At 62.4% G+C, this 24,918-nt stretch carries 21 protein-coding genes; 7 read left to right on the top strand and 14 right to left on the bottom strand.

The annotated features are described in order from the left end of the window. Positions 1-197: 197 nt before the first annotated feature. Together ASE60_RS12985 and ASE60_RS12990 are read right to left on the bottom strand one after the other, a co-directional pair. The gene (locus tag ASE60_RS12985; protein ID WP_057250872.1) at positions 198-1,181 is read right to left on the bottom strand and encodes a bifunctional riboflavin kinase/FAD synthetase; all 984 of its coding nucleotides are present in this window, start codon (positions 1,179-1,181) and stop codon (positions 198-200) included. A gap of 13 nt (positions 1,182-1,194) precedes the next feature. After that, positions 1,195-2,043, bottom strand: a complete 849-nt coding sequence (locus ASE60_RS12990) for a TIGR01459 family HAD-type hydrolase (protein WP_057250874.1) — start codon at positions 2,041-2,043, stop codon at positions 1,195-1,197. Positions 2,044-2,477: 434 nt separating this feature from the next. Here ASE60_RS12990 and groES point away from each other — a divergent pair, with 434 nt between their 5' ends. From groES to ASE60_RS13005, 3 genes are all read left to right on the top strand, one after another. Beyond that, a complete protein-coding gene (gene groES, locus ASE60_RS12995) occupies positions 2,478-2,774 on the top strand; it encodes a co-chaperone GroES (RefSeq protein ID WP_004675403.1) in 297 nt (98 codons plus the stop codon). 62 nt (positions 2,775-2,836) lie between these two features. Next, a complete protein-coding gene (gene groL, locus ASE60_RS13000) occupies positions 2,837-4,477 on the top strand; it encodes a chaperonin GroEL (protein WP_057250876.1) in 1,641 nt (546 codons plus the stop codon). Between the two features lie 529 nt (positions 4,478-5,006). Beyond that, positions 5,007-5,456: a hypothetical protein gene (locus ASE60_RS13005; RefSeq protein WP_057250878.1), complete on the top strand. Its 450-nt coding sequence runs from the start codon at positions 5,007-5,009 to the stop codon at positions 5,454-5,456. 81 nt (positions 5,457-5,537) lie between these two features. Here the strand turns inward: ASE60_RS13005 and ASE60_RS13010 are convergent, their stop codons facing one another. From ASE60_RS13010 to hisS, 6 genes are all read right to left on the bottom strand, one after another. Continuing rightward, positions 5,538-8,336, bottom strand: coding sequence for an EAL domain-containing protein (locus ASE60_RS13010; protein WP_057250879.1), 2,799 nt, complete (start codon positions 8,334-8,336; stop codon positions 5,538-5,540). A gap of 212 nt (positions 8,337-8,548) precedes the next feature. Continuing rightward, on the bottom strand, positions 8,549-9,772 hold the full coding sequence (locus ASE60_RS13015) for an FAD-dependent oxidoreductase (protein WP_057250881.1): 1,224 nt from the start codon (positions 9,770-9,772) through the stop codon (positions 8,549-8,551). An 89-nt stretch (positions 9,773-9,861) separates the two neighbouring features. After that, complete coding sequence (locus ASE60_RS13020; RefSeq protein WP_057250883.1) at positions 9,862-10,569, bottom strand: glutathione binding-like protein; 708 nt, start codon at positions 10,567-10,569, stop codon at positions 9,862-9,864. Positions 10,570-10,719: 150 nt separating this feature from the next. After that, positions 10,720-11,415, bottom strand: coding sequence for an ATP phosphoribosyltransferase (gene hisG, locus ASE60_RS13025; protein WP_057250885.1), 696 nt, complete (start codon positions 11,413-11,415; stop codon positions 10,720-10,722). Continuing rightward, on the bottom strand, positions 11,412-12,554 hold the full coding sequence (locus ASE60_RS13030; protein WP_057250887.1) for an ATP phosphoribosyltransferase regulatory subunit: 1,143 nt from the start codon (positions 12,552-12,554) through the stop codon (positions 11,412-11,414). The genes hisG and ASE60_RS13030 overlap by 4 nt, the downstream gene beginning before the upstream one ends. 39 nt (positions 12,555-12,593) lie before the next feature. Beyond that, positions 12,594-14,168: a histidine--tRNA ligase gene (gene hisS, locus ASE60_RS13035; RefSeq protein WP_057250889.1), complete on the bottom strand. Its 1,575-nt coding sequence runs from the start codon at positions 14,166-14,168 to the stop codon at positions 12,594-12,596. A 254-nt stretch (positions 14,169-14,422) separates the two neighbouring features. Between hisS and ASE60_RS13040 the strand changes: the two genes are divergently transcribed. Further along, complete coding sequence (locus ASE60_RS13040) at positions 14,423-15,025, top strand: hypothetical protein (protein WP_244495599.1); 603 nt, start codon at positions 14,423-14,425, stop codon at positions 15,023-15,025. A gap of 118 nt (positions 15,026-15,143) precedes the next feature. On the opposite strand, the gene ASE60_RS13045 is transcribed toward ASE60_RS13040, so the two are convergent. Next, positions 15,144-15,788: a DNA-3-methyladenine glycosylase I gene (locus ASE60_RS13045; protein ID WP_057250891.1), complete on the bottom strand. Its 645-nt coding sequence runs from the start codon at positions 15,786-15,788 to the stop codon at positions 15,144-15,146. A gap of 252 nt (positions 15,789-16,040) precedes the next feature. Between ASE60_RS13045 and ASE60_RS13050 the strand changes: the two genes are divergently transcribed. After that, positions 16,041-16,811, top strand: coding sequence for a L,D-transpeptidase (locus ASE60_RS13050; protein ID WP_057250893.1), 771 nt, complete (start codon positions 16,041-16,043; stop codon positions 16,809-16,811). 180 nt (positions 16,812-16,991) lie between these two features. Then, positions 16,992-17,687, top strand: a complete 696-nt coding sequence (locus ASE60_RS13055; RefSeq protein WP_057250895.1) for a L,D-transpeptidase — start codon at positions 16,992-16,994, stop codon at positions 17,685-17,687. Between the two features lie 64 nt (positions 17,688-17,751). Here the strand turns inward: ASE60_RS13055 and glcF are convergent, their stop codons facing one another. From glcF to ASE60_RS13075, 4 genes are all read right to left on the bottom strand, one after another. Further along, the gene (gene glcF, locus ASE60_RS13060) at positions 17,752-19,047 is read right to left on the bottom strand and encodes a glycolate oxidase subunit GlcF (RefSeq protein ID WP_057250896.1); all 1,296 of its coding nucleotides are present in this window, start codon (positions 19,045-19,047) and stop codon (positions 17,752-17,754) included. A 118-nt stretch (positions 19,048-19,165) separates the two neighbouring features. Continuing rightward, the gene (locus ASE60_RS13065) at positions 19,166-19,546 is read right to left on the bottom strand and encodes a hypothetical protein (RefSeq protein WP_057250898.1); all 381 of its coding nucleotides are present in this window, start codon (positions 19,544-19,546) and stop codon (positions 19,166-19,168) included. A gap of 30 nt (positions 19,547-19,576) precedes the next feature. Next, positions 19,577-20,788: a glycolate oxidase subunit GlcE gene (gene glcE / locus ASE60_RS13070; RefSeq protein ID WP_057250900.1), complete on the bottom strand. Its 1,212-nt coding sequence runs from the start codon at positions 20,786-20,788 to the stop codon at positions 19,577-19,579. Next, complete coding sequence (locus ASE60_RS13075) at positions 20,785-22,224, bottom strand: FAD-linked oxidase C-terminal domain-containing protein (RefSeq protein WP_057250902.1); 1,440 nt, start codon at positions 22,222-22,224, stop codon at positions 20,785-20,787. Before ASE60_RS13075 ends, glcE begins: the two co-directional genes overlap by 4 nt. 106 nt (positions 22,225-22,330) lie before the next feature. Here ASE60_RS13075 and ASE60_RS13080 point away from each other — a divergent pair, with 106 nt between their 5' ends. Next, positions 22,331-23,227, top strand: a complete 897-nt coding sequence (locus ASE60_RS13080) for a LysR family transcriptional regulator (RefSeq protein WP_057250904.1) — start codon at positions 22,331-22,333, stop codon at positions 23,225-23,227. A 160-nt stretch (positions 23,228-23,387) separates the two neighbouring features. Here the strand turns inward: ASE60_RS13080 and ASE60_RS13085 are convergent, their stop codons facing one another. Beyond that, the gene (locus ASE60_RS13085; RefSeq protein WP_057250905.1) at positions 23,388-24,662 is read right to left on the bottom strand and encodes a DUF3422 family protein; all 1,275 of its coding nucleotides are present in this window, start codon (positions 24,660-24,662) and stop codon (positions 23,388-23,390) included. Positions 24,663-24,918 lie beyond the last annotated feature (256 nt).

The following is a 24,918-nucleotide window of genomic DNA, read 5'->3' on the forward strand; positions in this document are numbered from 1 at the left end:
TCGGTATCGAGAGATGACTGGGGCGTCGGAAACGCCGAAATCCCGGACCTTCCGGCTGACTAAAGCGCGCGGAAGGCCGGGCCAATAATTCGCTGATCGATGATCAATCGACGGTGCCGGGTCATGGTGGCCGGTTGTTTAAGGCGTTTTCCGCCTTTTGAAAAGGTCCGCCGCTGCGCGGACGCCGAATTCTTTTGTCAGGCGAAGTTGAGCTTGCGGTCGATGTCGCCGAGCGGCTGCACACCGGAGAGCAACGCCCGCGCCTCTGCCTCGTCCTGACGGATCTGCGCCACCAGCGGATCGAGCCCGTCGAACTTCAGTTCGTCGCGCAGGTAGCTGAAGAAGGTGACCGCACAGATCTCGCCGTAGAGATCGCCCGAAAAGTCGAAGACGAAGGTTTCGAGCAGCGGCTCGCCGTCGCTGTCGACAGTCGGACGGCGCCCGAAGCTCGCGACGCCGTCGTAGAGCGAGCCGTCGGCCCGACGGAAACGCACGGCGTATATGCCAGGCCTCAGTTCCACCTCGGGCGCAAGCCGCATATTGGCGGTGGGAAAGCCGAGTTCGCGGCCGAGCTTCTTGCCGCCGATCACTTCCGCCTCGACCAGATAGCGATAGCCGAGCATGCCGGCAGCTTGCGAGACATCACCTTCGCCAAGCAGCGAGCGCACGTAACTGGACGAGATGACCGATGCGTTTTCGTCGCGGAAGGCATCGACGAGCGTCACGCCAAATCCGTTATCGCCGCCGGCCGCCATCAGGAAGGCGGGGCCGCCCTCGCGCCCCTTGCCGAAGTGAAAATCGAAACCGGTGACGACATGCGAGGCGTGCAGCCATTCGAGCAGGATACGGTGGATAAAATCCGATGCGGAAAGCTGCGAGAAGGTGCGGTCGAACGGATACTCGATGACGGCGCCGAAACCCATGCCTTCGAGAATGCGCGCCTTCAGCGGTGCCGGCGTCAGTCGGAAGACCGGGGTTTCCGGACGGAACACGGTTCTCGGATGCGGCTCGAAGGTCAGCACGAGCGCCGGCACACCGCGCGCATTGGCCTCCTCCAGCGCCCGATTGAGCACCGACTGGTGACCACGGTGCACGCCGTCGAAGTTACCGATCGCGACGACGCCGCCGCGCAGATGCTGCGGAAGCGGATCACGGGTCTCGTTGCGATGAAAAACCGTCATCTCCGTCTTCCCGTCAGGCGAGCCGCGGCATCCAATATTTCGGCGACGCGCCTTCCTTCTTCAGGAAGGCGGCGAGCTTCGCCTCGTCGGTGCGGCTTTCGTTCATGTATTCCTGGGCGTGGATACCGGCACTGATATAGAGCAGATCGAAGCCGGCATCCTGGGCACCCTTGACGTCCGTCGGCATGCCGTCGCCAACGGCGATGACACGCGACAGGTCAAGCGCGCCGCGAACGGCCTTCGCCTCGGTCAGCGCCGCACGGTAGATGGCGATATAGGGCTTGCCGGCAATGCGCGCCTCGCCACCGAGCTCTTCATAGAGCTTGGCGATTGCGCCGGCACAGGGGATCAGCCTGTGGCCGCGCTCGACCACCAGATCCGGATTGGCACAGATGAACGGGATCTTGCGCTTGGCAAGCCCCGTCAGTGTCGCGCGGTAATGCTCCGGCGTTTCGGTTTCGTCGTCATAGAAGCCGGCACAAACGACCGTCTCAGCATCTTCCGACGAAACGATCTGCGTTCCCAGGCCTTCGAGCAGCGGCAGGTCGCGCTCGGCACCGATGAAGAAGATCTTTTTGGCGGCGGCGGCGATCAGCGCGCGGGTCACATCGCCCGAGGTCACGATCCGGTCGTAGGCTTCGTCCGGCACGCCGAGACCGCGGATCTGGATCTTCACACCCGGATGCGGACGCGGCGAGTTGGTGATCAGCACCACAGTCAGGCCGGCGGCACGCGCCTCGGCCAACGCCTCGCAAGCGGAGGCAAAGGCCTGCACGCCGTTATGAAGAACGCCCCAGACATCGCACAGCACCACGTCGTAGCGCGCAGCGATTTCCCGAAAACTGTTGATCCTTGCGGCCATTCTGGCTTCCTGCAAACACGGTTTCCGGCTTGCATGGCAAGGAAGGCAGGAGATTACAAGTCTCGGCGCCCGAAAAAGGCGCCCCCTCCCAAGGATTCCGGCGGTGTCGGGCGTCAAAGAAAAGTGCATTGCCGATGCCGCCCGCTTCGCCAAAGCACTTTGTAGCGGTTATCAACCGTCAAAATCCCGCCAATGCCATTCGTCGACGCGATCGCCTACATTTCGCCAAGAATGGGGCTAGGCTGCCTACGCCCTCGCCTGCTGCGCTCGCCCAAGGCTACTGCCGCCGGCAAAAAATCTAGGCGCCGATCCTTGACTCACCCCATACCCAGGCTTATCTCGGCATCGCTAGCACTCGATAAATGAGAGTGCTAACACCCATCCATCGGGTCGATCAGCGATCCGTAATGTCATTTGATCGAGGGATTAGACTAATGGCAAGCACCAACTTCCGCCCGCTGCACGACCGCGTCGTCGTTCGCCGCGTCGAGTCTGAAGAGAAGACCAAGGGCGGTATCATCATTCCGGACACCGCCAAGGAAAAGCCGCAGGAAGGCGAAATCGTCGCCGTCGGTTCGGGCGCCCGTGACGAAAGCGGCAAGGTTGTTGCTCTCGACGTCAAGGCTGGCGACCGCGTTCTGTTCGGCAAGTGGTCGGGCACCGAAGTCAAGATCAACGGCGAAGACCTTCTGATCATGAAGGAAGCCGACATCATGGGCATCATCGGCTGATCAGCCGTCGTCCACCCCTTTTTATGACAACCAATGGGCAATGAGCCCGGGAGTTTTCTCTAATGGCTGCAAAAGAAATCAAGTTCGGCCGCACCGCGCGCGAAAAGATGCTGCGTGGCGTCGACATCCTCGCTGACGCGGTAAAGGTCACGCTCGGCCCGAAGGGTCGTAACGTCATCATCGACAAGTCCTTCGGCGCTCCGCGCATCACCAAGGACGGCGTATCGGTCGCCAAGGAAATCGAACTCGAAGACAAGTTCGAAAACATGGGCGCCCAGATGGTCCGCGAAGTTGCTTCGAAGACCAACGACATCGCCGGCGACGGCACCACGACTGCAACCGTTCTTGCCCAGGCGATCGTTCGCGAAGGCGCCAAGGCCGTTGCTGCCGGCATGAACCCGATGGACCTGAAGCGCGGTATCGACCTCGCCGTCACCGAAGTCGTCAAGGATCTCCAGGCCAAGGCCAAGAAGATCAACACTTCGGAAGAAGTCGCACAGGTCGGCACGATCTCGGCAAACGGCGAGCGTCAGATCGGCCTCGACATTGCTGAAGCGATGCAGAAGGTCGGCAACGAAGGCGTCATCACGGTTGAAGAAGCCAAGACCGCCGAAACCGAACTCGAAGTCGTCGAAGGCATGCAGTTCGACCGCGGCTACCTCAGCCCCTACTTCGTCACCAACCCGGAAAAGATGGTCGCTGACCTCGACGACGTCTTCGTTCTCCTCCACGAGAAGAAGCTCTCGAACCTCCAGGCCATGCTCCCGGTTCTCGAAGCTGTCGTTCAGACCGGCAAGCCGCTCCTGATCATCGCTGAAGACGTAGAAGGCGAAGCTCTTGCAACGCTCGTCGTCAACAAGCTGCGTGGCGGCCTGAAGATTGCTGCTGTCAAGGCTCCGGGCTTCGGCGATCGCCGCAAGGCCATGCTCGAAGACATCGCCATCCTGACGGGCGGCACCGTGATCTCCGAAGACCTCGGCATCAAGCTCGAAAACGTCACGCTCGACATGCTCGGCCGTGCGAAGAAGGTTTCGATCTCCAAGGAAAACACGACGATCGTCGACGGCGCCGGCCAGAAGGCCGACATCGAAGGCCGCGTTGCCCAGATCAAGGCCCAGATCGAAGAAACCACCTCCGACTACGACCGCGAAAAGCTGCAGGAACGTCTTGCCAAGCTCGCTGGCGGCGTTGCCGTGATCCGCGTTGGCGGCTCGACGGAAGTCGAAGTGAAGGAAAAGAAGGACCGCATCGACGACGCTCTCAACGCGACGCGCGCTGCTGTTCAGGAAGGCATCGTACCGGGCGGCGGCGTTGCCCTGCTGCGTTCTTCCGTCAAGATCACCGTCAAGGGTGCCAACGACGACCAGGAAGCCGGCATCAACATCGTTCGTCGCGCTCTGCAGGCTCCGGCCCGCCAGATCGCAGAGAACGCTGGTGACGAAGCTTCGATCGTTGTCGGCAAGATCCTCGACAAGGACCAGGACAACTTCGGCTACAACGCCCAGACCGGCGAATATGGCGACATGATCGCCATGGGCATCATCGACCCGGTCAAGGTCGTTCGCACCGCCCTTCAGGACGCAGCTTCGGTTGCCGGCCTCCTCGTCACGACGGAAGCCATGATCGCCGAACTGCCGAAGAAGGATGCACCTGCTGGCATGCCGGGCGGCATGGGCGGCATGGGTGGAATGGACATGATGTGATAAGGCGATAGCCTTTTCACATTAGCGATCCATCCGGATCGGAAGGGCGGCCCTCGGGTCGCCCTTTCTCGTTTTTTATCAATGCCGTTCGCGGCTGGGCGAGCCCCCCGCCAATCTCTCCGCAGAAAAAAGCCGCCGGTTGTAGTCCGGTTTCAAAAAACCGTTGAAGTCGAAAAAAAACGAACTATAACAGCGCCCCAAGTGGGCGGAGATTGATGGGAGATCGGGTAGCGAACTCAAGCGGGCGAACAATCGCCGAAGCTTTTTCGCACTAACCGAACATCCGAGACCTCTTCGAGAATATCACGAAAAGCATATAAGTATTTAATCGCAAATTGAGCCGACCTCCCCGACGAAATTACTTCGTAGGCGAGCTTCATTACTATCTCGCGACCTTTCGAGTTGAACAAACGCCCGCAATAGGTGGCGTGTACTCTTGCATTGGTTGATGGTTGGGCGGAATTTGCACAATAGGACGTGTTTCCTGGGGCGTCGAAGACGATGTCCAGGAATGCTGCTGGGGTAGACCGTGTTCAAGATCACGAGAGCAAATTCCGTTCCCCTCGGCTCTCCGGGACAGCCGCACCTCGACCTGCCACATCATGAGTTCCTGCAACAGTTCTGTGCGGCGGAAGGCTGGTCGGGCGACTTGTCCACGGGGCTGTTCCGGCTTGGCGAGAAAGCTGCCGCCATCCATGGCCTGCGCGACGGCGAATGCGGCCTGCTCAACTTCGTGCGCTGCTACGACCCAGCCGACCGCAACCACGTGCTCGAGCTTTTCGAGCAGGCGGCGACAAGCTGCTCATCTTTCTGCTTTTCGACGACGATCGCACTCGAAGAGCACGGCCAGAAACAGCCGCTGTTCTGCATCGGCGAATCCTCAGGCCTCGAACAGCGCTATTCCGGCACGATAACGGGTGTCTTCTTCTTCCCGCGCTTCCTGGTGGAAGGCGCCGGCCGGACGTTGCTGCGGCAATAGCGCAAGCCTGACCCGGCCGACAGTTCGCGCAGACAAGGCGCTCGCCATGGACGCGACCCTCGCGATGATGACGTCCGCCGATCAGGCGGCGGCCGCCTCTTCGTCGCCGCTGAAGAGGAGCGTTATCGGGGCCGGCCGGCCGAGCAGATAGCCCTGTGCCTCGTCGCAGCCTTCCGCCTGCAGGATATCGAGCTGCGTCTGCGTCTCGACGCCCTCGGCAAGGACCGGCACCGACAGGCTCTGTCCGAGCGCCAGGATGGCGCGGACGATCGCCTTGGCCTGCGGGCTGCCCTCCACTTCCCACATGAAGCTCTTGTCGAGCTTGATCTTGTCGAAGGGGAAGGAGCGGAGCGTTTCAAGCGACGAGTACCCGGTGCCGAAATCGTCGATCGCGATCGTCACGCCGAGCTCCTTGATCTGACGCAGGGTCAGCAGCGCGCGCTCCTTGTCGTCGATGATCGTCGACTCCGTGATCTCAAGCTCCAACCGGTTCGGATTGAGCCCGGTCTCGGCAAGCACGTCCTGCACCAGGCTGACGATATCGCCATTGGCGAGCTGGACCGGCGACAGGTTGACCGCGATCTTGTGGTTGCTCTCCCAGCCAGCCGCCTCGCGGCAGGCTTCGCGCAGCACCCACTCGCCGATCGGCAGGATTGCACCGCACTCTTCGGCGAGTGGAATGAATTCGCTGGGCGGCACCATGCCGCGTTCGGGATGATGCCAGCGCAGGAGCACCTCGTAGCCGATGACGACGCCGGTCATCACCGACTTCTGCACCTGGTAGTGCAGAGCAAGCTGCTTCTTGTCGACGGAATCCCAGAGATCGTTGGCAAGTGCGCGCCGCTGGCGGGCAGCCTCGTCCATCGAAACCTCGTAGAAGCAGACGGTCTGGTTGAGCGCGGCCTTCGCCCGGTACATCGCAAGGTCGGCATTGTTGATCAGCGTATCGGCCGTTTCCGCATCCTGCGGGTAGATGGCGACGCCCATGCTGCCGCCGGACTTCAGCTCGAAATCGCCGAAGCGCATTTCCTCGTGCAAGCTCTTCTCGATCCGCCGCAGGAAGTCGTTGAGTTCGGCCAGTTCCTCGAAGCGTTTGACCGCGGCGAACTCGTCGCCGCCGAGGCGCGCCACGAACTCGCCTTCCTGCAACAGGCCCTTCACGCGCTGGGCAATCGTCACCAGCACGAAATCGCCGGCGGCATGACCGTGCAGGTCGTTGACTTCCTTGAATTTGTTGAGGTCGATGCCGATGACGGCAACCTTGCGGTTGAACCAGGCGGCCGCATCCAGTTCCTCTTCGAGGTAGCTGCTGAACTGCAACCGGTTCGGCAGGCCCGTCAGGCTGTCGTGACGCGCAAGGAAGGTGATCTGTTCCTCGGTATCCAGGCGCTCGGTAATGTCTTCATAGGTGCTGACCCAGCCACCATCGGGCAGCGTGCGGTGCTTGGTCAGGATCGAGCGGCCGTTGGCGAGCTTCTCGACGATATCGCCACCGCCCTTGCCGACCATTTCGATCCGGTGTTTCTGATAGAGTTCCTCGGCCTTGGCTCGCGCAATTTCGGGCTCGGCGTAAATGCGGGCGAAGACGATATCGACGATCTCGCGGAAGGTCAGGCCTTTGCCGGCAAGCGTCTCGGAGAAGCCGAAGATCTCGCGGCAGCGTCGGTTCGACAGGAGCAGCCGGTCATCGCTATCGAACAGGCAGATACCCTGCGACATGTTCTCGAGCGCGACATCGAGGTTGTTGCTGACCTCAGCGATGCGATCGGCATCGGCCTTCGCCTTGGTGGTGTCCTTGACGATCTTGATGAAGCCGGCGTGCTTGCCCTGCTCGTCCAGGAACGGATCGATCACCACATGCGCCCAGAAGCGAGAGCCGTCCTTGCGATAGCGCCAACCCTCGTTCTCAAACTTGCCCTGGGCCACGGCAACCTCAAGCGCGCGGCGCGGCAGGCCATCGCGCTGATCGTCGTCCGAATAGAAGCAGGCGAAATTCTTGCCGATGATTTCCTCGGCGGCATAACCCTTGTTGGCCTCGGCGCCGGCATTCCAGCTCGCCACGCGGCCATCGACGTCGAGCATGTAGATCGCGTAGTCCTTCACGCTGCGGACGAAGCGCGTGAACTCCCGTTCGGTCGCGGCGGCGGAGAGCTCGGCATGATGGGCAAAGCCGGCGGCAACCAGCACCAAGGACAGAAGGAAGAAGGCGGTTCCGGCAATGACGAAGGCAAGCAGATGCGGCTGGATCATGCCTTCATAGGTCGGGGTGATGAGACCGACTTCGATCGTCACGGCGCCCATGGCGGTGAAATGCAGTGCGACGATGCCGAGCGTCATCAGGAGCGTCGCGATGATCTTCGCCTTCAGCGGCTTGCCCATACGGGCAATCGTGCCGAGTGCGCCGATGTCGAACAGCGAGCCGAGCACGATCGACGCGACAACGAGCGTGGCGTCCCAGCGCAGGTTGCCGGGAACATCGAGGGCGGCCATGCCGAGGAAATGCATGCAGGCAACACCGGCGCCGAGCACTAGGCCGCCGGCAATCCAGGCCAGCCGATCCTGCACGCAGGTCGCGATCAGCAGCGCTGTCGTGGTCAGCACGATCGCAACGGCCAACGACAGGGCCGTCAGATCCATCTGGTAGCCAAGGACGACCCCGGGGTCGTAGGCAAGCATGGCGATGAAGTGGGTGGCCCAGATGCCGAAGCCGCTGGCAATGCCTGCAGCCACCGCCCAGATCGTCCGCGCCTTGCCGGAAGATCCACGAGCGCGCTGCAACAGCGCCACCGCGCCGTAGCTGGACAGGAAGCATATGAGCGCCGCCAACGCGACCAGCTTCGGATTATGCTCCACCACCAGGCATGTAAGAACCTTGAACATCGCAATCGCCTAAATCAACAACCGCCGGGAAACGAGACCTTTCGCCTCCAGTTAAGCGGCCTGTGTTGACGGCAGGTGATTTAAGGAAATGATAAATCGTCGCTCCAGCGCACAATTGCGTGGCCAAACAGTCGTTTCGTCGTTAACGAAATTTGAAATTGGACCGCCTGCAAGTTGCAGCAGGTGGAAAGCGCGGCCAGGCGTGGTCCCGCTCAGGGCTGCGATAGCAGCGCCTTGAGGTCCGATTGCGGATCGGCAATGACGGCCCGGTCGGGATTGATGCCGGTCTCGAGGAGCTTCTTGCCCGTCACATAGGCCTTGGCGTCATTGATCGCATCGACCGCCACGAAGCGTCCCTGCTTAAAGTACCAGACGGACACACTGCCCTCGCGCTGACCAGGCCTGACGATGGTTTCGTCATGACCGAGTCCAAAGCCGGCGATCTGCAGCTTGACGTCGTACTGGTCGGACCAGAACCAGGGCTTGGGTTCGTAGGGGTGTTCGCTACCGGCGAGGATTGCCGCAACGGCCTCGGCCTGCTCGACGGCGTTCTGCACCGATTCCAGCCGGATGCGCAGGTCCTCCCAGGGAAGCACGGCACAATCGCCCATAGCGAAAATCGCCGGGTCGGTAGTTCGCCCGAAGGCATCGACGACAATGCCGTTTGCCGTTTCGAGGCCGGCGTCATGCGCCAGGCGGTCATTGGCGGTGACACCGATCCCGACGATGACGACATCGACCGGCAAGACCGAACCGTCGGAGAGTTCGGCGGCGGTGACGCGGCCGTTTTCGCCGACGAGACGATTGAGGCCGGTCCCCTCGCGGATATCGACGCCGCGGGCGTGGTGAATATCGCGCACCAGGCCGGATGTCGCCGATGAGGCAACGCGCTGCAGGATGCGGTCGGCCATCTCGATGACCGTGACCTCGAGCCCGCAGGTCCGGGCGACCGCCGCCGCTTCAAGGCCGATATAACCGCCGCCGACGACCAGGGCGCGACGGCCGGGCTTCATTTCCTCGGCAAGGCGATCCGCGTCCTGGAAGTCGCGCACGACGAACACGCCGTCGAGATCACCGCCGACGGAAGCCGGCAACCGGCGCGGCGTGGCGCCGGTCGCAAAGGCGAGCACCTCGTATTCGAGCGAGGTCCCGTCGCTGAGCGTCACGCGCTTGCCGGTGCGATCAAGGCCGGTCACGGTCGTCTCGAGCCGTATGTCGACATTGTGCTCGCCGTACCAGGCCTCCGGCCGATAGAGCAGTCGATCGAGGCTCATCTCGCGCAGCAGGTATTTCTTGGAAAGCGGTGGGCGTTGATAGGGCAGGCTCGCTTCGGAGGCGACGATGGCGATCGGCCGCTCGTCCTTGAGGGCACGCAGCTTGGCAACCAGGGCAAAGGCGGCCTGACCGCCACCGACAACTACAAGCCTTCCCGACACGCTTCTCACCTGCTTCTTATTCGTCTGTACAGCAAGGCCTAGCCTTGCGCCCGAGCTTCGTCAACTCAGGCACAGGGCTGTCGTGATTGCTATTCCTTGCGCGGCACTTCCATGCCCTTTAGAGCCGCCGGGCGCGACAGGCCGCGCTCGACCCAGGCCATCACGTTCGGAAAGCTCTTGTAATCGAGGACCTCGGCTCCGCCATAGAACCTGCGCGCGCCTTCGACCCAGGGGTAGGTGGCGATGTCGGCGATCGTGTAATCGTCACCCATCAACCATTGCCGCCCCTCAAGGCGCGCTTCCAGCACACCGAGAAGGCGCTTCGCTTCGTCACGGTAACGCTCGACGGGATAGGAATTGTTGGCGACCTTATCGGCAGCGAACTTGAAGAAATGACCGAACTGACCGAGCATCGGGCCAATGCCACCCATCTGGAACATCACCCAGCAGATGGTCTCGTAGCGACCGGCCGCATCGGCCGGCAGCAGTTTTCCGGTCTTTTCCGCCAGATAGATCAGGATCGCGCCGGATTCGAACAGGCCGATCGGCTTGCCGTCCGGGCCATTGGGATCGATGATCGCCGGAATGCGGCCATTCGGATTGAGCGAGACGAACTCCGGCGATTTCTGCTCGTTGGCATCGAAGGCAACCCGGTGAGGCTCGTAGGCGAGACCCAGCTCTTCGAGCGCGATCGAGACCTTCACGCCATTCGGCGTCGGCAGCGAATAGAGTTGGATAATATCGGGGTTTTTCGCCGGCCAGCGCTTGGTGATCGGAAAGGCGGAAAGATCGGCCATGAAGGTCTCCTGGAAACGAAGCGGCAAGGGCGCCGTCTGCACGCCTTACATAGGAGCGGAGGGCGCGCTTTGTGAGGGCCCTACTTTAATTTTTGCAGTCCACGGGGCCAGCGAGATAGCCGTAGGCTCCGCCCTGCCCCGTTCGCAGCGTCAAAGCACGCCGCGAACCGCCGCAATAACCCGTGCCACGACCGGATCGCCGGCATGCGCCGATTTACGCGCCCGCACCAGGCAAGCCTCGGAACGCAGGATCACGCCGTCCGTCAGGATCTTCAGATGGTTCGCCTTCAGCGTCGAGCCGGTCGAGGTGATATCGACGATGATGTCGGCCGAGCCGGACGCCGGCGCGCCTTCGGTCGCACCGAGGCTTTCAACGATGCGATAGAGCTGGATGCCGTGGCTTCCCGAGAAGTGGTTCTGCGTCAGCCGCCAGTACTTTGTCGCGATCGCCAGGCGGCGGCCATGGCGGGCACGGAAGTCGGCGGCAACGTCGCCGAGATCGGCCATGGTGTCGACGTCGTACCAGATCTCCGGCACTGCGACGACGACATCGGCATGACCGAAGCCGAGACGGGCGCAGAACTCGACGCGGGCATCGGCATTGGCGAGCCCCTCGCGCACCAGGTCTTCGCCGGTGACGCCGAAATCGATCGAGCCATTGCCAAGTTCGCGGGAAATCTCGGAGGCCGACAGGAACGCGATCTCCACATCATCAGAACCTTCGACCCGGCCGCGATAGGAGCGATCGTTACCGACGGCGACGATCTTCATGCCGGCCCGCTCAAAGATCGCCGAGGCGTCATCCTTCATCCGGCCTTTGGACGGCAGCGCGATGGTGATGGTCATTGAACGCCTCCCTGGGAGGTAATCGCCTTTTCGATGCGGTCGAGCCAGAGCGAGAAACCGACGGCGGGAATGTGTTCGCGGGCGCCGAGCAGCGTCAGCAGCCGGTCAAAGCGACCTCCGCCGGCCAGAACTGCCTGAATGCCGGCGACTTCGACCTCGAAGACGAGGCCTGTGTAATAGTCGAGCGGACGACCGAAGGCAGCGCGGTAGCGGATCGCGCCTATGTCGGCACCGGCCTTGGAAAGTGCTGCGACACGGGCATCGAAGCGGATGAGCGCCTCATCGAGCTTGAGGCCGGACTTCTGCGCGAAGGCGAAGAGTGCCGCCGGAGCATCGGCGAGCGGAACGTCGAGCGCCAGGAACGCGCCAACCTGGTCCAGCGTCTTGCGATCGAGCTGCGTGTTCGCCAGCTCCATCTTTTCCTTCAGCCGCCGGGCGATGTCCTGCGGCGAGCGGCTGGCATTGGTGGAGTAGCCGGTCGATTCCATCGTTTCGGCGATATGGGCGATGAGGCGGGCTTCATCCTCAAGCAATCCGTCCATCGACAGGCGCACCACCTCAGGGCCGAAGACACCGACCGTCCGCGGATGAGCGAGTTCGGTGAGCAGCTTCTGCAGGTGCTTCTGGTCGCCAAAGGCATGGATCAGCCGCTTCTGCCAGCCGGCCGGCAGGCCGCAGGCGCCGACGACGGCTTCGAACACAGCCTGGTCACCGAGAGTCACGCTGAGGGCGCGACCGGGTAGACGGTTGGCGACAACACGCATGGCATCGCCGACGATGCGCGCATCGGCGCTGGCGATATCCGTATCACCGAGATCCTCGATGCCGGCCTGGTAGAACTCGTTGCCGCCTTCGCGGCGCTGGCGGAAGACCTCGCCGAGATAGGCGTAGCGCTTCGGCGTGCCGGTCACCGCCTCGATGTGGCGCAGGCAGACCGGAATGGTGAATTCCGGGCGCAGGCACAGGCTCTCGCCGGTCTCGCTCTCGGTCATGAAGATGCGACGGCGCAGATCCTCGCCGGCCATGGCGAGGAAGGGTTCGGCCGGCTGGATCACCGGCGTGTCGACGCGCAGCGCGCCGAGGCTTTCGAAATCGGCAAGCAGCGCGTCCGCGAAAATGGGTAGGTTGATCAGAGGCATTTTCTACTCATACCAACCCGCGTTAGCAGACTGCTAAATTCAAAGCAGATTTTCATCTTCATCAGCTTCTCGATCGGCTTGGTACTCTTTCTCCGAATTTACCAGAGTTGATTTTCGATCCTCGGCCTGCGCCGCCAGCATCTCCTGGACTTTCGTAACCAGATCACCCACTGGAACGGAAACCTGGGCCACGCGCGCCTCGCGCCAGGCCGCATTGTCCTCGATCTCACCCGACAGGCGCTTGCCCTCGATCAGATCCTTGATCTGCACGAGACCGGCGGCGCGTTCGTCGCCACCCTGGATGATCGCCAGCGGCGAGCCGCGGCGGTCGGCATATTTCAGCTGATCGCCAAAATTCTTCTTGTTGCCCTGGTACATCTCAGCGCGGATGCCGGCGTGGCGCAGCTGCTGCACGAAACGCTGGTAGTGTCCCATGCTTTCGATGTCGCGGTCCATGACACAGACGACGACCGGGGCGAGCACTTCCGACGCGCCGAGCTTGCCGAGGTTCTTCAGCGCCGTCATCAGACGGGAAACGCCGATCGAGAAACCGGTGGCCGGCACCGGCTGGCCCATGAAGCGCGACACGAGGCCATCATAGCGGCCGCCGCCGCCAACCGAACCGAAGACGACCTTCTCGCCCTTCTCGTTGGTGACGGCAAACTGCAGCTCGGCCTCGAAGACTGGGCCGGTGTAGTATTCAAGACCGCGCACGACCGAGGGGTCGATCTTGATACGATCGGCCTCGTAGCCGACGCTCAGAACCAGACTGCGGATCGTGTTCAGTTCCTCGACGCCTTCCCCACCCTTGGCCGTACCGGCAACCAGGGCAGCGAGATCGGCGGCGCTTTCGGCATAGTCCTTGATGCCGACGAAGAAGAGCACCTTGTCGATCTGCTCGGCACTCAGGCCGGCGCCCTTGGTGAAGTCGCCGCTCTCATCCTTGCGGCCTTCGCCGAGCAGGAGCCGCACGCCTTCGGTGCCGAACTTGTCAAGCTTGTCGATGGCGCGCAGCACCGTCAGGCGCGCGTTCGCCTTGTCGTCACCGCCGAGACCGATCGCCTCCATGACGCCGTCGAGCACCTTGCGGTTATTGACGCGGATCACGTAGTCGCCGCGCGCGATGCCGAGGGCTTCCATGGTGTCGGCCATCATCATGCACATTTCGGCATCCGCCTGGACGCCGGCGGCACCGACCGTATCGGCGTCGAACTGCATGAACTGGCGGAAGCGGCCCGGACCCGGCTTTTCGTTGCGGAAGACGTAACCGGCACGGTAGGTGCGGAACGGCAGCTGGATCTCGTTGAAATTCTCGGCAACGTGGCGGGCGAGCGGCGCCGTCAGGTCGTAGCGCAGCGACATCCACTGGTCGTCATCGTCCGTCAGCGAGAAGACGCCTTCGTTGGGCCGGTCGCTATCCGGCAGGAACTTGCCGAGCGCGTCGGTATATTCGAACAGCGGCGTTTCGACCGGATCGAAACCATAATGCTCGTAGACCGCCCGGATCTTGCCGATCATTTCGTCGGTCGCACGGATATCGGCGGCGGAGCGATCGACAAAGCCGCGCGGCAGGCGCGCCTTGAGCTTCTGCGGTTTCTTCTGTTTCTCGGTCATGGGAGCATTCCGGACTGTCAGCGTGTTGGCTGCTTTCCCTATCGGATCAAGTGGGGGGCGGCAAGGGTTTGCACCGCGCAAAGCGCGCGTCGCGCTGGTCGTAGCAAGCGATGCGGGGTACTCGGCGCGAGCCGAAGCTGGAGCCGGTCGTCTCGACCTATCGATCGGAACGGGTTGACTTCAACCATAAGGCGCAATAAATCGCCAACAATCACTAAAAGTTTATCGCTCGATCGATCGCCGACGTTTCGATCATGGAGATCATCGGCTATTTTCGGTCCGGCATTTACCCGCAGGTCACTCCGGATGCAATGCGAGCATCGGACCTAATACCCCAACGGCAAAATGGAACGGCGAACCATTTCATCGGGAATGGCGGATTTCTGCGGAGACGTCTCGCCGTCGGCGCGAAGAGAGGGATGGGCATCATGTTGAGATTCATGACACCGGGCTGCGGGGCGATCCGGCCCGGACATCTGGGCGCACATGACAATTGGATGCGGGGCCTCGACGAGGGGACCTACCTCATCGAAGCCTGGCGCTGCGATCTCGAGACCGGCATTTTCCAGCTCGGCCAAAATACCGCCGCCTTGCTCGGCATCTCCGCTCCTTCCTGCGGTGTCATCGATCTGGTGCGCGCTTATGACCGCAAGGATCGCCCAACCGTGCTCAACATACTCGAACAGGCGACCGCCTCGTCATCCTCGTTCTGCTTTACCGCCATGGTGCGCGCGCCGACATCGCAAGCGGCGCAGCTTATCTGCGTCGGGCGGTCCGTGCTCGATACCCCAACCGGCGAGGATCTGCTGCAAGGCGTCTTTGCCTTTCCGCGCGAGCGCGTGATACTCTGCGCTTGAGCGCAAAACTTGAAACCGCAGACCCTTTTCCCTTGGACTGAAGCAGCTCTATGAGGCGCCTCGATGGCGCTCCCTCACCGGGAAACGCCCATCGCCAAGCTGACGACGGGCGCTTCACTCAGGCCACGCGAGCCCTGGGTCTTGCGAGCTTGCCACGCAATTCCTCGACAACCACACGGCAATGGCAGCCTTCGATGTGATCGTTGACGAGGCCCATGGCCTGCATGAAGGCGTAGATCGTCGTCGGGCCGACGAAAGTCCAGCCGCGCTTCTTCAGGTCCTTGGAAATCCGCGTCGAGGTCGGGGTCGTCGGGTTGGCGACGATCGCCTCGTAGGTTACCAGTTTCGGGCGCTCGGCTGCCTGCGGCTCGTAGGACCAGAAATAGCCCGCGAGCGAACCGAATTCCTGCCTGAGTTCCTGGGCGCGACGGGCATTGTTGATGGTCGAGACGATCTTGCCGCGATGGCGCACGATGCCGGTATCGGCAAGGCAGCGCTCGATATCGGTCTCATCGAACATCGCGACCTTGTCGAAATCGAAGCCGGCAAAGGCGGCACGGAATGCCTCGCGCTTGCGCAGGATCGTCAGCCATGACAGGCCGGACTGGAACCCTTCGAGGCAGATCTTCTCGAACAGGCGGCGATCGTCGGTGACCGGACGGCCCCATTCGTCGTCATGATAGCGACGGTAGTCGTCGAGATTGCCCTGCCAGGCGCAGCGCTGAAGTCCGTCCTCGCCGATCACTATGCCCTTGACCGTCATCGCTTTCCTCGCTCCATCCTGTTCATTTCCTTGCCTTTACCATTTGCAAACCAGATTCCTAAAGCGGCGGATAACCCTACCCAAAGCTTTATCGGCGCCTTCGCCTTTTAATGAAGCGCCGTTTACCATTCGGTGGCCCCCCGGTGACACGATCGCGCCATTGCCAAGGCGCATACCCCCCGCTCGAGCGTCCGGTTCTTCGGCTGTCTGCGCCCCTTGATGAATTTCGGCGAAAGGTAGCGAGTCCGTCCGATGTTGAAAAAATCCCTTCTTTTAGCAGTCTCCCTGCTGACCCTCGTCGCCGCTCCCGCCGTGGCGCAGGATCGGTATCAGAACCGGCCTCCGGTGGTCGTCAGCCCCGACCTCACCGCCCCCTGGGTAATGCAGCTCGGCGTGCAGCAGGCCCGCACGCGGCAGGTCATCTACCGGCAGCAGATTCCGGCAGCCACCCGAAAACAGTATTATCAGGGACAGGTCGCACAGCCGCAGGTCAAGCGCCGCACCATCAACCCGCTGATCCAGCCGGCCAACGCCATGCGCGCCCAGCGGCCGGTCAAGTCGAAATTCGACCCGCAATACCTGCCGCAGACGGTCGCCTATGAGAGCAAGGAAAAGCCGGGCACGATCGTCATCGATACGAACAACCGCTTTCTCTATCTGGTGACTGGCAACGGCGAGGCACGGCGCTATGGCGTCGGCGTCGGCAAGCCGGGGTTCGAATGGGCAGGCGCCCACAAGGTCACCCGCAAGGCGGAGTGGCCGAGCTGGACGCCGCCGCAGGAGATGATCAGCCGCGAGGCCTCCAAGGGCCACTACCTGCCGGCGCGCATGGACGGCGGCCCGGAAAACCCGCTTGGCGCGCGCGCCATGTATCTCGGCTCGACGCTCTATCGAATCCACGGCACCAATGCGCCCTGGACGATTGGCTATGCCGTTTCCTCCGGCTGCATCCGCATGCGCAATGAAGACGTCGTCGACCTTTACGAGCACGTGAAGGTGGGCACGAAGGTTATCGTCATATAATTGGAGCATAGCATAGAATATTCCCTCCCCTTCGCACGTTTTGCTATTGCCTATGCGTGATTTTCAGGCAACAGCAGCATGAACAGATATAAGTTCGGCGGTCCGCCGGCTGTATGGCAGGCTTGAACTTCGGCGCATTTTGCTTAGCCTGCCTGCAACGAGGGTTAGAGGGAATCGTATATGAAGCGTCATGCCAGCAAAGTGGTCGCGATCGCCATCGCGACCAGCACTATTCTTGTCGCCGCCAGCGCCTCGGCTTTCACGCCGACGCCGGCGACAGGCTCCAAGGTCAAATCATCAGACGTTGTACTCGTGGCCACGCCGAAGAAGCCGGCAAAACAATACTGGCGCACCAAGGTTCGCTTCCGCACCGACGAAGCCCCCGGCACGATCATCGTCGATACCAACAACAAGTACCTTTACTACATCGACGGCCCGAACCGCGCGACGCGCTACGGCATCGGTGTCGGCCGCGACGGCTTCGGCTGGTCGGGTGTCGTGAAGGTTGGCCGCAAGGCCGAATGGCCGACCTGGACACCGCCGGCGGAGATGCGCCAGCGCGAGGCTGCCAAGGGCCGCATCCTGCCGGTCACCCAGGAAGGCGGCATCGACAACCCGCTCGGCGCCCGCGCCATGTATCTCTACAAGGGCGGCCGCGACACGATCTTCCGGATCCATGGCACCAACCAGCCCTGGACCATCGGCCAGAACATGTCATCCGGATGCATCCGCATGATGAACGACGACGTGGAACACCTCTACGATCGCGCCGACATCGGCACCAAGGTCATCGTCATCGGCCCCGGCAGCAAAGCCGGCGACACCTATTTCGACGATCGCGGCGTCGACATCTTCCGCCAGATCTTCGGCGGCTGACGGTCATCGACCATGCACAGTTTGAAAGGCCGGTTCCTCACGGAGCCGGCCTTTTGCCTGTCCATCAGAGCCCCTTGGGCTTTGCTCCACCATAGGCCCAGTCGAGCAGTTCGACCGTATGCAGGATGGGGATCGCAGTGCCGCTGGCGATCTGGGTAATGCAGCCGATATTGCCGGTCGCGATCGCATCCGGCTTCGTCGCCTCGATGTTCTTGACCTTGCGCGCCTTCAGTTTCGCCGAGATTTCCGGCTGCAGGATGTTGTAGGTGCCGGCCGAACCGCAGCAGAGGTGGCCTTCGGCCGGATCGCGGACGACGAAGCCAGCACGCTTCAAAAGCTGCTTCGGCGCCACGGTGATCTTCTGGCCATGCTGCATGGAGCAGGCGGAATGATAGGCAAGCGTCATGCCCCTCGCATCCTGTTCCGGCAGGTCCAGGGTAGACAGGTACTCGGTGATGTCTTTTGCCAGCGCCGAGACACGTGCCGCCTTTTCTGCATACTCAGGATCGAGCCGCAGCATGTGGCCGTAGTCCTTGATCGTCGTTCCACAGCCCGAAGCGGTGATGACGATGGCATCGAGCCCGCCCTCGTCTGCGACCTTCAGCCAGGCGTCGACGTTGCGGCGCGCCGCCTCAAGCGCCTGGTTCTCGCGGCCCATGTGGTGCACCAGGGCGCCGCAACAGCCTTCGCCGGCCGAAACAACCACCTCGACACCAAAGCGCGTCAAAAGACGGATCGTCGCCTCGTTGATCTCCGGCTTCAGCACCGGCTGCGCGCATCCGGACAGGAGCGCGACACGACCGACACGTTTTCCCTGCGCCGTGTGGACGCCGGGCATGGCGGAAGTAGAGGGCTGCGGCACAGCGCTTGGCGCGAGATCGAGCATGACGCCGAAGGTCTTCAGCAACGGCATGCGCTTCATCATCCCTGCGAAGGGCCGGGCAAGGCCGGCCGCCTTCAGCGACAGGCGGAAGCGCGCGGGATAGGGCAGCACCGCCGCCAGCACGGAACGCGCCAGTCTGTCCTTAAACGGGCGCCGATAGGTGTTTTCGATGTGGACGCGCGCATGGTCGACCAGATGCATGTAGTCGACGCCGGAGGGACAGGTGGTTGTGCAGGCGAGACAAGAGAGACAGCGGTCGATGTGGGTGACCGTTTCCTTGTCGGCCGCCCTGCCGTTTTCCAGCATGTCCTTGATGAGATAGATGCGCCCGCGCGGACTATCGAGTTCGTCGCCGAGCGTCACATAGGTCGGACAGGTGGCGGTGCAGAAGCCGCAGTGCACGCATTTGCGCAGGATGGCCTCGGATTCGGCCACATGCGGGTCGGCAAGCTGCGCGGGGGTAAAATTGGTCTGCAAACGCGAACTCCACTTTCCGGTTCCGCGGTAACGGGCACTTGCGACGTGCTTCGGTCACCGCGGCATTCTCATTTCAGCATCCTTCGACCGGACCCGGTTTCAGGGTTTGCGCCGTGGTCTACACCATCCAGCTTTCGGGATTGGTGATCGGCTCCTGGCGCGCGGCCCGTTGCAGGCCGACGACGCAGCGCACGACGATCCAGACGGCGGTGGCGATGAAACCGAGAACGCCGATCAACAGCACCGTCAGCAGCAACGATATTACGCCGAACAACAGGGCGATCCAAAAGGTCCGGATCGCCCATTCATAGTGCGTCTGGACCCACGGCGCACCCTTGCCGCGATTGAGATAGGCCATCACCACGCCGATGATCGGAGTGATCCCCACCGCAAAGCCCACGAGATAAAGGACATAGATCACCTGGACATTGATCTTGCCCGGCTCCAGCCAGCGATCAGTCTCGCGGGAAAACGGTGTCTGCGGACCATTATCGCTCATCAACTCCTCCCATGTTCCACCGCCGTCGCCTCAGGAGACCGCAGCCATGCGGCCCGGATTGAAGATCCGGTGCGGATCGAACTTCGCGCGGACGCGCTCGCTCAATTGTGCCACGGCCAAGGGTTGTGGTTCAAACGATGGAATGGCGGCACGATAGCCTTCTTCGGCCTTGACGAGGGTCGCGTGGCCGCCACCGAGAACCTTTATATAACGACGCACGAGTTCCGCTTCGGGGTCGGCCTCCATGCGCAGCCAGACGAGACCGCCCTGCCAGTCATAGAAGGCATCGACGCCGGTCTGCAGCCTGAGCGCCGCCACCAATTGATGGCCGAGCGATGGAGCGACGGAGACGCGCCAGAGCGGCTTCCTGGTGCCGTCGGCATAGGGTTTGACGTCGCGGATCTCGGCCCAGAGCCTCGATGTCCTGATAGCATCGAGCCGGGTCACCGCGCCGAAGCGACCGACCGCATTCGTCAGTTTTTCAGCCCGGAGCGCAACCGATGCCTCCAGTCCTTCGAGCCGCAGTACCGTCGCGGCGCCGTCCGGAAGCCCGCCATCCAGGAACCGCCCGCGCACGCTTTCCGGTAGATGGGCAGCACCCGAAACTTCCACCGTCTGCGCCATCGCCTCGGCCATGATCGCCGCGGCTTCGGCATCGTTGAGCCCGGAGACCACAATGGTCTCGGACGCTGGCGGCAGCGGCAGGACGCGGAAGGTGACTTCGGTGAGGATGCCGAGCGTGCCGTGCGAGCCGGCCAAAAGCTTGACAAGATCCAGGCCGGTGACGTTCTTCATCACCCGTCCGCCGGCCTTGATTGCCTCCCCCTCACCGTTGACGAAGCGAACGCCGAGCAGGCTGTCGCGGGCGGCACCGGCGACATAGCGCCGGGGGCCGGAGGCGTTGGCGGCGAAGACCCCGCCGATCGTCGGCTCGCCCGACGAGGCGAAAATCGGCCGATGGTCCATCGGTTCGAAGGCAAGCATCTGCCGGTTCTCGGCCAGTGCTTCTTCGATCGCGCGCAGCGGCGTCCCCGCAAGCGCGGTGATCGTCATCTCGGCCGGATTGTAGCTGACGATGCCGGACAAGCGGCGCGTCGACAGTACCCGGTCGGCACGCACGGGATTGCCAAGACCCGAGCGCGTGTTGCCGCCGATCAACGCGAGCGAAGCCCTATCGGCCGCCATCGCGCGAACGACGGTCGCAATCCCCTCTTCGCTTGCCGGTTCGAAATGCACGATCATGCGGCGGGACGCCCTTCGAGCGGGAAGACCTTGGACGGGTTCAGGATCCATTGCGGATCGAAGGCGGCCCGTGCCGCCATCTGCTGGTCGAGGTCGATCCGGTTGTACTGGTGTAGCATGAGGTCCCGCTTTTCGATGCCCACGCCGTGCTCGCCCGTCAGGCAACCGCCGGCGTCAACACAGAGCTTGAGGATATCGTTGCCGGCGGCTTCGGCGCGCGCCGCATCCTCCGGGTCGTTGATGTTGTAGAGGATCAGCGGATGCATGTTGCCGTCGCCGGCGTGGAAGACATTGGCGACGCGCAGGCCGTAGCTCGCAACGATCTCACCGGTGCGACGCAGCACATGCGAAAGCTGGCTGAGCGGCACCGTACCGTCCATGCAGATATAATCGGCGATGCGGCCGGTGGCGCCGAAGGCGGATTTCCGGCCTTTCCAGATCGCAGCCGCTTCCATGGCCGACTGGCACTCTTTGATCGTCGCCACCCCATGACGGCGCGCGACCGCAACGATACCGGCAAGCGTCGCATCCATTTCCGGCTCGGAGCCTTCGACTTCGACGATCAACAGCGCTTCGACATCGAGCGGATAGCCGGCATGGGCGAAGGCTTCGCAGATCTCGATCGCCGGCTTGTCCATGAACTCGATCGCGACGGGGATGATACCGGAGCCGATGACATCGGCGACGCAAGCGCCGGCCGCTTCGGAAGAGGCAAAGCCGAAGAGCACGGGACGGGCACCCTCCGGCTTGGCGATCAACCGCACCGTCGCTTCGGTGACGATGCCGAGCTGCCCCTCGGAACCGCAGACGAGGCCGAGCAGATCGTAGCCCACCGAATCCAGCGCCTTGCCGCCGAGCTCGATAACCGTGCCATCGAACAGCACCATCTTCACGCCGAGCAGATTGTTGGTGGTAACGCCATATTTCAGGCAATGGGCGCCGCCGGAATTCATGCCGATGTTACCGCCGATCGTGCAGGCAAGCTGCGAACTCGGGTCCGGCGCATAGAAGAAACCGTCGGCGGAAACCGCCTCGGAAATATTGAGATTGGTGACGCCTGCCTGAACCGTCGCGGCGCGATTGAAGAGGTCGATATCGAGTATGCGCGACATCTTCGAAAGGCCGATGACGACCGCATCCTCCTGCGGGATGGCACCGCCCGAAAGCGAGGTTCCGGCGCCGCGCGGCACGACCGGGATGCCATAGCGGCTGCAATATTTGAGAAGGGCTGCGACCTGCTCGGTCGTCTCCGGCAGCGCGACGGCAAGCGGCATGCGACGATAGGCGATAAAGGCATCTGTCTCGAAGGGCTTCAGCCCGCGCTCGTCGCTGATCAGGCAGCCCTCGGGCAACAGGTCGGCGAGGTCGGCGACGATCTCGCGGCGCCGGGCGATAACAGCCTGTTTCGGTTGCAGAAAACCGATCGTCTCCGCCATCAGTTTCTCCCGCCGCATGTAAATTGGTCTATTTTCTTTACCACTAGGCTAGAGTCCCTGCAAATGCTATTGAGCTTTTCCGTTTTGGAAATAATGGCAACGATTGATGACGAATTTAGGCGATCTTGAGATTTTTGCACGGGTCGTTTCCACCGGCAGTATGTCGGCAGCGGGGCGGGCGCTGGGGTTTTCCCCAGCTGTGATCTCCAAGCGCATCAAGAGGCTCGAAGATCGCCTCGGAACGCGGCTGTTGCAGCGCACGACACGCCAGATCTCTCTGACCGAAGCCGGCCAGGGGTTCTACGATCGCGTACTTGGCATTCTCTCGGGCATCGAGGAGGCCGAGGCCTATGCCTCCGGACGCTCATCGCATGCGCTCGGCGTGCTCAGAATTTCAGCGCCAACTTCCTTCGGCCGGATGCACATCGCGCCGCATCTGACGAAGTTCATGAAGGACCATCCGGACCTGAAACTGCACATCGTGCTGACGGACGAATTCACGGATATCGTCGCGGAAGGCTTCGACATGGCGGTCAGGATCGGCGAATTGGTAGACTCATCCCTGGTGGCAAGGAAGCTTGCGCCGGTGCGGCGGCTTCTCTGCGCCTCGCCGGAATACATCGCCCGCAATGGCGAACCGAAGGAGATCGGCGACCTCGCAGACCATCTCTGCCTGCCGGCGCACAACAACGACAACTGGAAGCTCGAAGGGCCGGAAGGCGCGCTGGTCTGGCACCCGGAGGGGCCGCTCGTGACCAATTCCTCCGAGATCGTGCGCGCCGCCGTCATCGCCGGCGCGGGCATTGCGCTGCGCTCCACCTGGGACATCGGCCCGGAATTGCGCAGCGGCCAGCTGGTACAGGTGCTGCCGCAATGGGAGGGTTCGAAGCAACTGACGCTCTCGGCCGTTTACCCGAGCCGGCAGTTCCTGCCGGCCAAGGTGCGCCTTTTCATCGACTACCTGGCCGGGCTTTACGGGCCGATCCCCTATTGGGAGCAGTAGTTTTGTTTCTGGCAACTCCGGACGCAAAACCGCTGCACACTTTGCTGGAATTGCCTGTTTCTCGCAATTCCGGACGTATGACCGCTGCACACTTTTGCTGGAATTGCTTGTTTCTCGCAATTCCCGACGCAAAACCGCTGCACACTTTTGTTGGAATTGCTTACTTGTGCTCACCTTCCTCGTGATGGCGGCGGATGCGGCGCACGATCAGCCAGACGCCGGCAACGGCGAAGGGAACGGCAAGGCCAGTCAAGAGGCCCGGATCGATCGGCAGCTCGTGGCTGACGGCCTTGGCGAGATAGCCGAACAGGCCAACGACGTAGTAGGAAATGGCGGCGACCGACAGGCCTTCGACGGTCTGCTGCAGGCGTAGCTGCAGCTTGGCGCGCCGGTCCATCGAGTTCAAAAGCGCGCTGTTCTGCCGTTCGAGCTCAACATCGACCCAGCTTCTGAGAAGAGCGGTGGCGCGGGCGAGCTTGCGCGACAGGTTGGCCTGGCGCTCCTCGACCGACTGGCAGGTGCGCATCGCCGGCGCGAGGCGTCGTTCGAGGAAGGTACCGATGGTCTCGTAGCCCGGAAGCGGCGTCTCGGAGAGCGTGCGAATGCGCTCCTGCACGATGCCGTAATAGGCGCGGCTGGCGCCGAAGCGATAGAGGCTGAGCGCGGCACCCGCCTCGAGGTCGGCGGCAAGCCGGGTGATCTCGGCCAGCATGTCGTCGGCCTCCTCGCGCACATTTTCCTTCATGCGCTGGGTGATTCCGGTCAAGCCATCCTCGGTCCGGCGGATCTCCGGCGACAGCGACTGGGCGAGCGGCAGGCCCATCATCGCCAGTGTCCGGTAGGTCTCGATATCGAGCAGGCGCTGAATGAGCGCGCCGGTGCCTGCCTCGGTCATGCCACGGTCGATGACCAGTATCTGGGTCAGGCCGTCGCCGTTCTGGCGGAAGTCGGTGACGATTACCGCCTGGCCGTTCTTGGTTTCGCTGTAGCAGAGGCTCGTCGGATCGAAGAGCCCGATCGCGTCACGGGTTTCGGGCGTGTCCGGCCGGATCTCCAGGCGGATGCCCGAGATCAGCGAGCCCGGCGGCGAAAAGCCGTCGCCGAAGGGATGGATCGGCACCTCGCCGCCGAACTGCTCCGGCGGCGGCGCATCCCAGAAGTAGGTGGAGAACTCGGTGTGACGCTCCCAACGCAACGTGCCCTGCCCCCAGGGCATTGCATGATGGTTCGCGTCCCGCCCCGGCGGTGCGATGCCGCGTGCGCGCGACAGCTCCGACAACACGGCATGATCGACGATCGAGCCGCCATCCGTCAGGAAGGCGAGCTGAAAGATCACCCGCGGCGTGGTGACCAGCGCATAGGGGCGCGAATGAACCTCGCCCAAGGCCAAGGCGCGCATCGGCGCCACCGGAAATGCAAAACTACCCTTTGCCATGAAGCGCTCTTGTCCCCCTCACGCGTTCATCACGACTCTCTTATCAATCGAACGAGCAAAAGAAAAAGGACGCATTGCCGCAGTTTGACTTTTGTCAGCCGCACAAAGTGGACAAGCAAATTGACCACTTGCCGCCGGCTGCCTAGATTGCGGCGCAGAGCGGTGCGAGCAACCTAGGCCGGATTTCCGTCCCCTCCCGCTCTAACCTATGAGAATCATGATCAATTTTGGGCCGAAAAGACCGAAATTCATCGTG

The sequence above is a fragment of the Ensifer sp. Root278 genome, from assembly GCF_001429285.1.
Lineage (GTDB): Bacteria > Pseudomonadota > Alphaproteobacteria > Rhizobiales > Rhizobiaceae > Ensifer.

Bases quoted from the DNA above. Each gene is read 5' to 3' on its own strand.
- ASE60_RS12985 (WP_057250872.1), bottom strand. From the start codon at position 1,181: ATGACGGTTTTTCATCGCAACGAGACCCGTGATCCGCTTCCGCAGCAT.
- ASE60_RS12990 (WP_057250874.1), bottom strand. From the start codon at position 2,043: ATGGCCGCAAGGATCAACAGTTTTCGGGAAATCGCTGCGCGCTACGAC.
- groES (WP_004675403.1), top strand. From the start codon at position 2,478: ATGGCAAGCACCAACTTCCGCCCGCTGCACGACCGCGTCGTCGTTCGC.
- groL (WP_057250876.1), top strand. From the start codon at position 2,837: ATGGCTGCAAAAGAAATCAAGTTCGGCCGCACCGCGCGCGAAAAGATG.
- ASE60_RS13010 (WP_057250879.1), bottom strand. From the start codon at position 8,336: ATGTTCAAGGTTCTTACATGCCTGGTGGTGGAGCATAATCCGAAGCTG.
- ASE60_RS13020 (WP_057250883.1), bottom strand. From the start codon at position 10,569: ATGGCCGATCTTTCCGCCTTTCCGATCACCAAGCGCTGGCCGGCGAAA.
- hisG (WP_057250885.1), bottom strand. From the start codon at position 11,415: ATGACCATCACCATCGCGCTGCCGTCCAAAGGCCGGATGAAGGATGAC.
- ASE60_RS13030 (WP_057250887.1), bottom strand. From the start codon at position 12,554: ATGCCTCTGATCAACCTACCCATTTTCGCGGACGCGCTGCTTGCCGAT.
- hisS (WP_057250889.1), bottom strand. From the start codon at position 14,168: ATGACCGAGAAACAGAAGAAACCGCAGAAGCTCAAGGCGCGCCTGCCG.
- ASE60_RS13040 (WP_244495599.1), top strand. From the start codon at position 14,423: ATGGAGATCATCGGCTATTTTCGGTCCGGCATTTACCCGCAGGTCACT.
- ASE60_RS13045 (WP_057250891.1), bottom strand. From the start codon at position 15,788: ATGACGGTCAAGGGCATAGTGATCGGCGAGGACGGACTTCAGCGCTGC.
- ASE60_RS13050 (WP_057250893.1), top strand. From the start codon at position 16,041: ATGTTGAAAAAATCCCTTCTTTTAGCAGTCTCCCTGCTGACCCTCGTC.
- ASE60_RS13055 (WP_057250895.1), top strand. From the start codon at position 16,992: ATGAAGCGTCATGCCAGCAAAGTGGTCGCGATCGCCATCGCGACCAGC.
- ASE60_RS13065 (WP_057250898.1), bottom strand. From the start codon at position 19,546: ATGAGCGATAATGGTCCGCAGACACCGTTTTCCCGCGAGACTGATCGC.
- glcE (WP_057250900.1), bottom strand. From the start codon at position 20,788: ATGATCGTGCATTTCGAACCGGCAAGCGAAGAGGGGATTGCGACCGTC.
- ASE60_RS13075 (WP_057250902.1), bottom strand. From the start codon at position 22,224: ATGGCGGAGACGATCGGTTTTCTGCAACCGAAACAGGCTGTTATCGCC.
- ASE60_RS13080 (WP_057250904.1), top strand. From the start codon at position 22,331: ATGACGAATTTAGGCGATCTTGAGATTTTTGCACGGGTCGTTTCCACC.
- ASE60_RS13085 (WP_057250905.1), bottom strand. From the start codon at position 24,662: ATGGCAAAGGGTAGTTTTGCATTTCCGGTGGCGCCGATGCGCGCCTTG.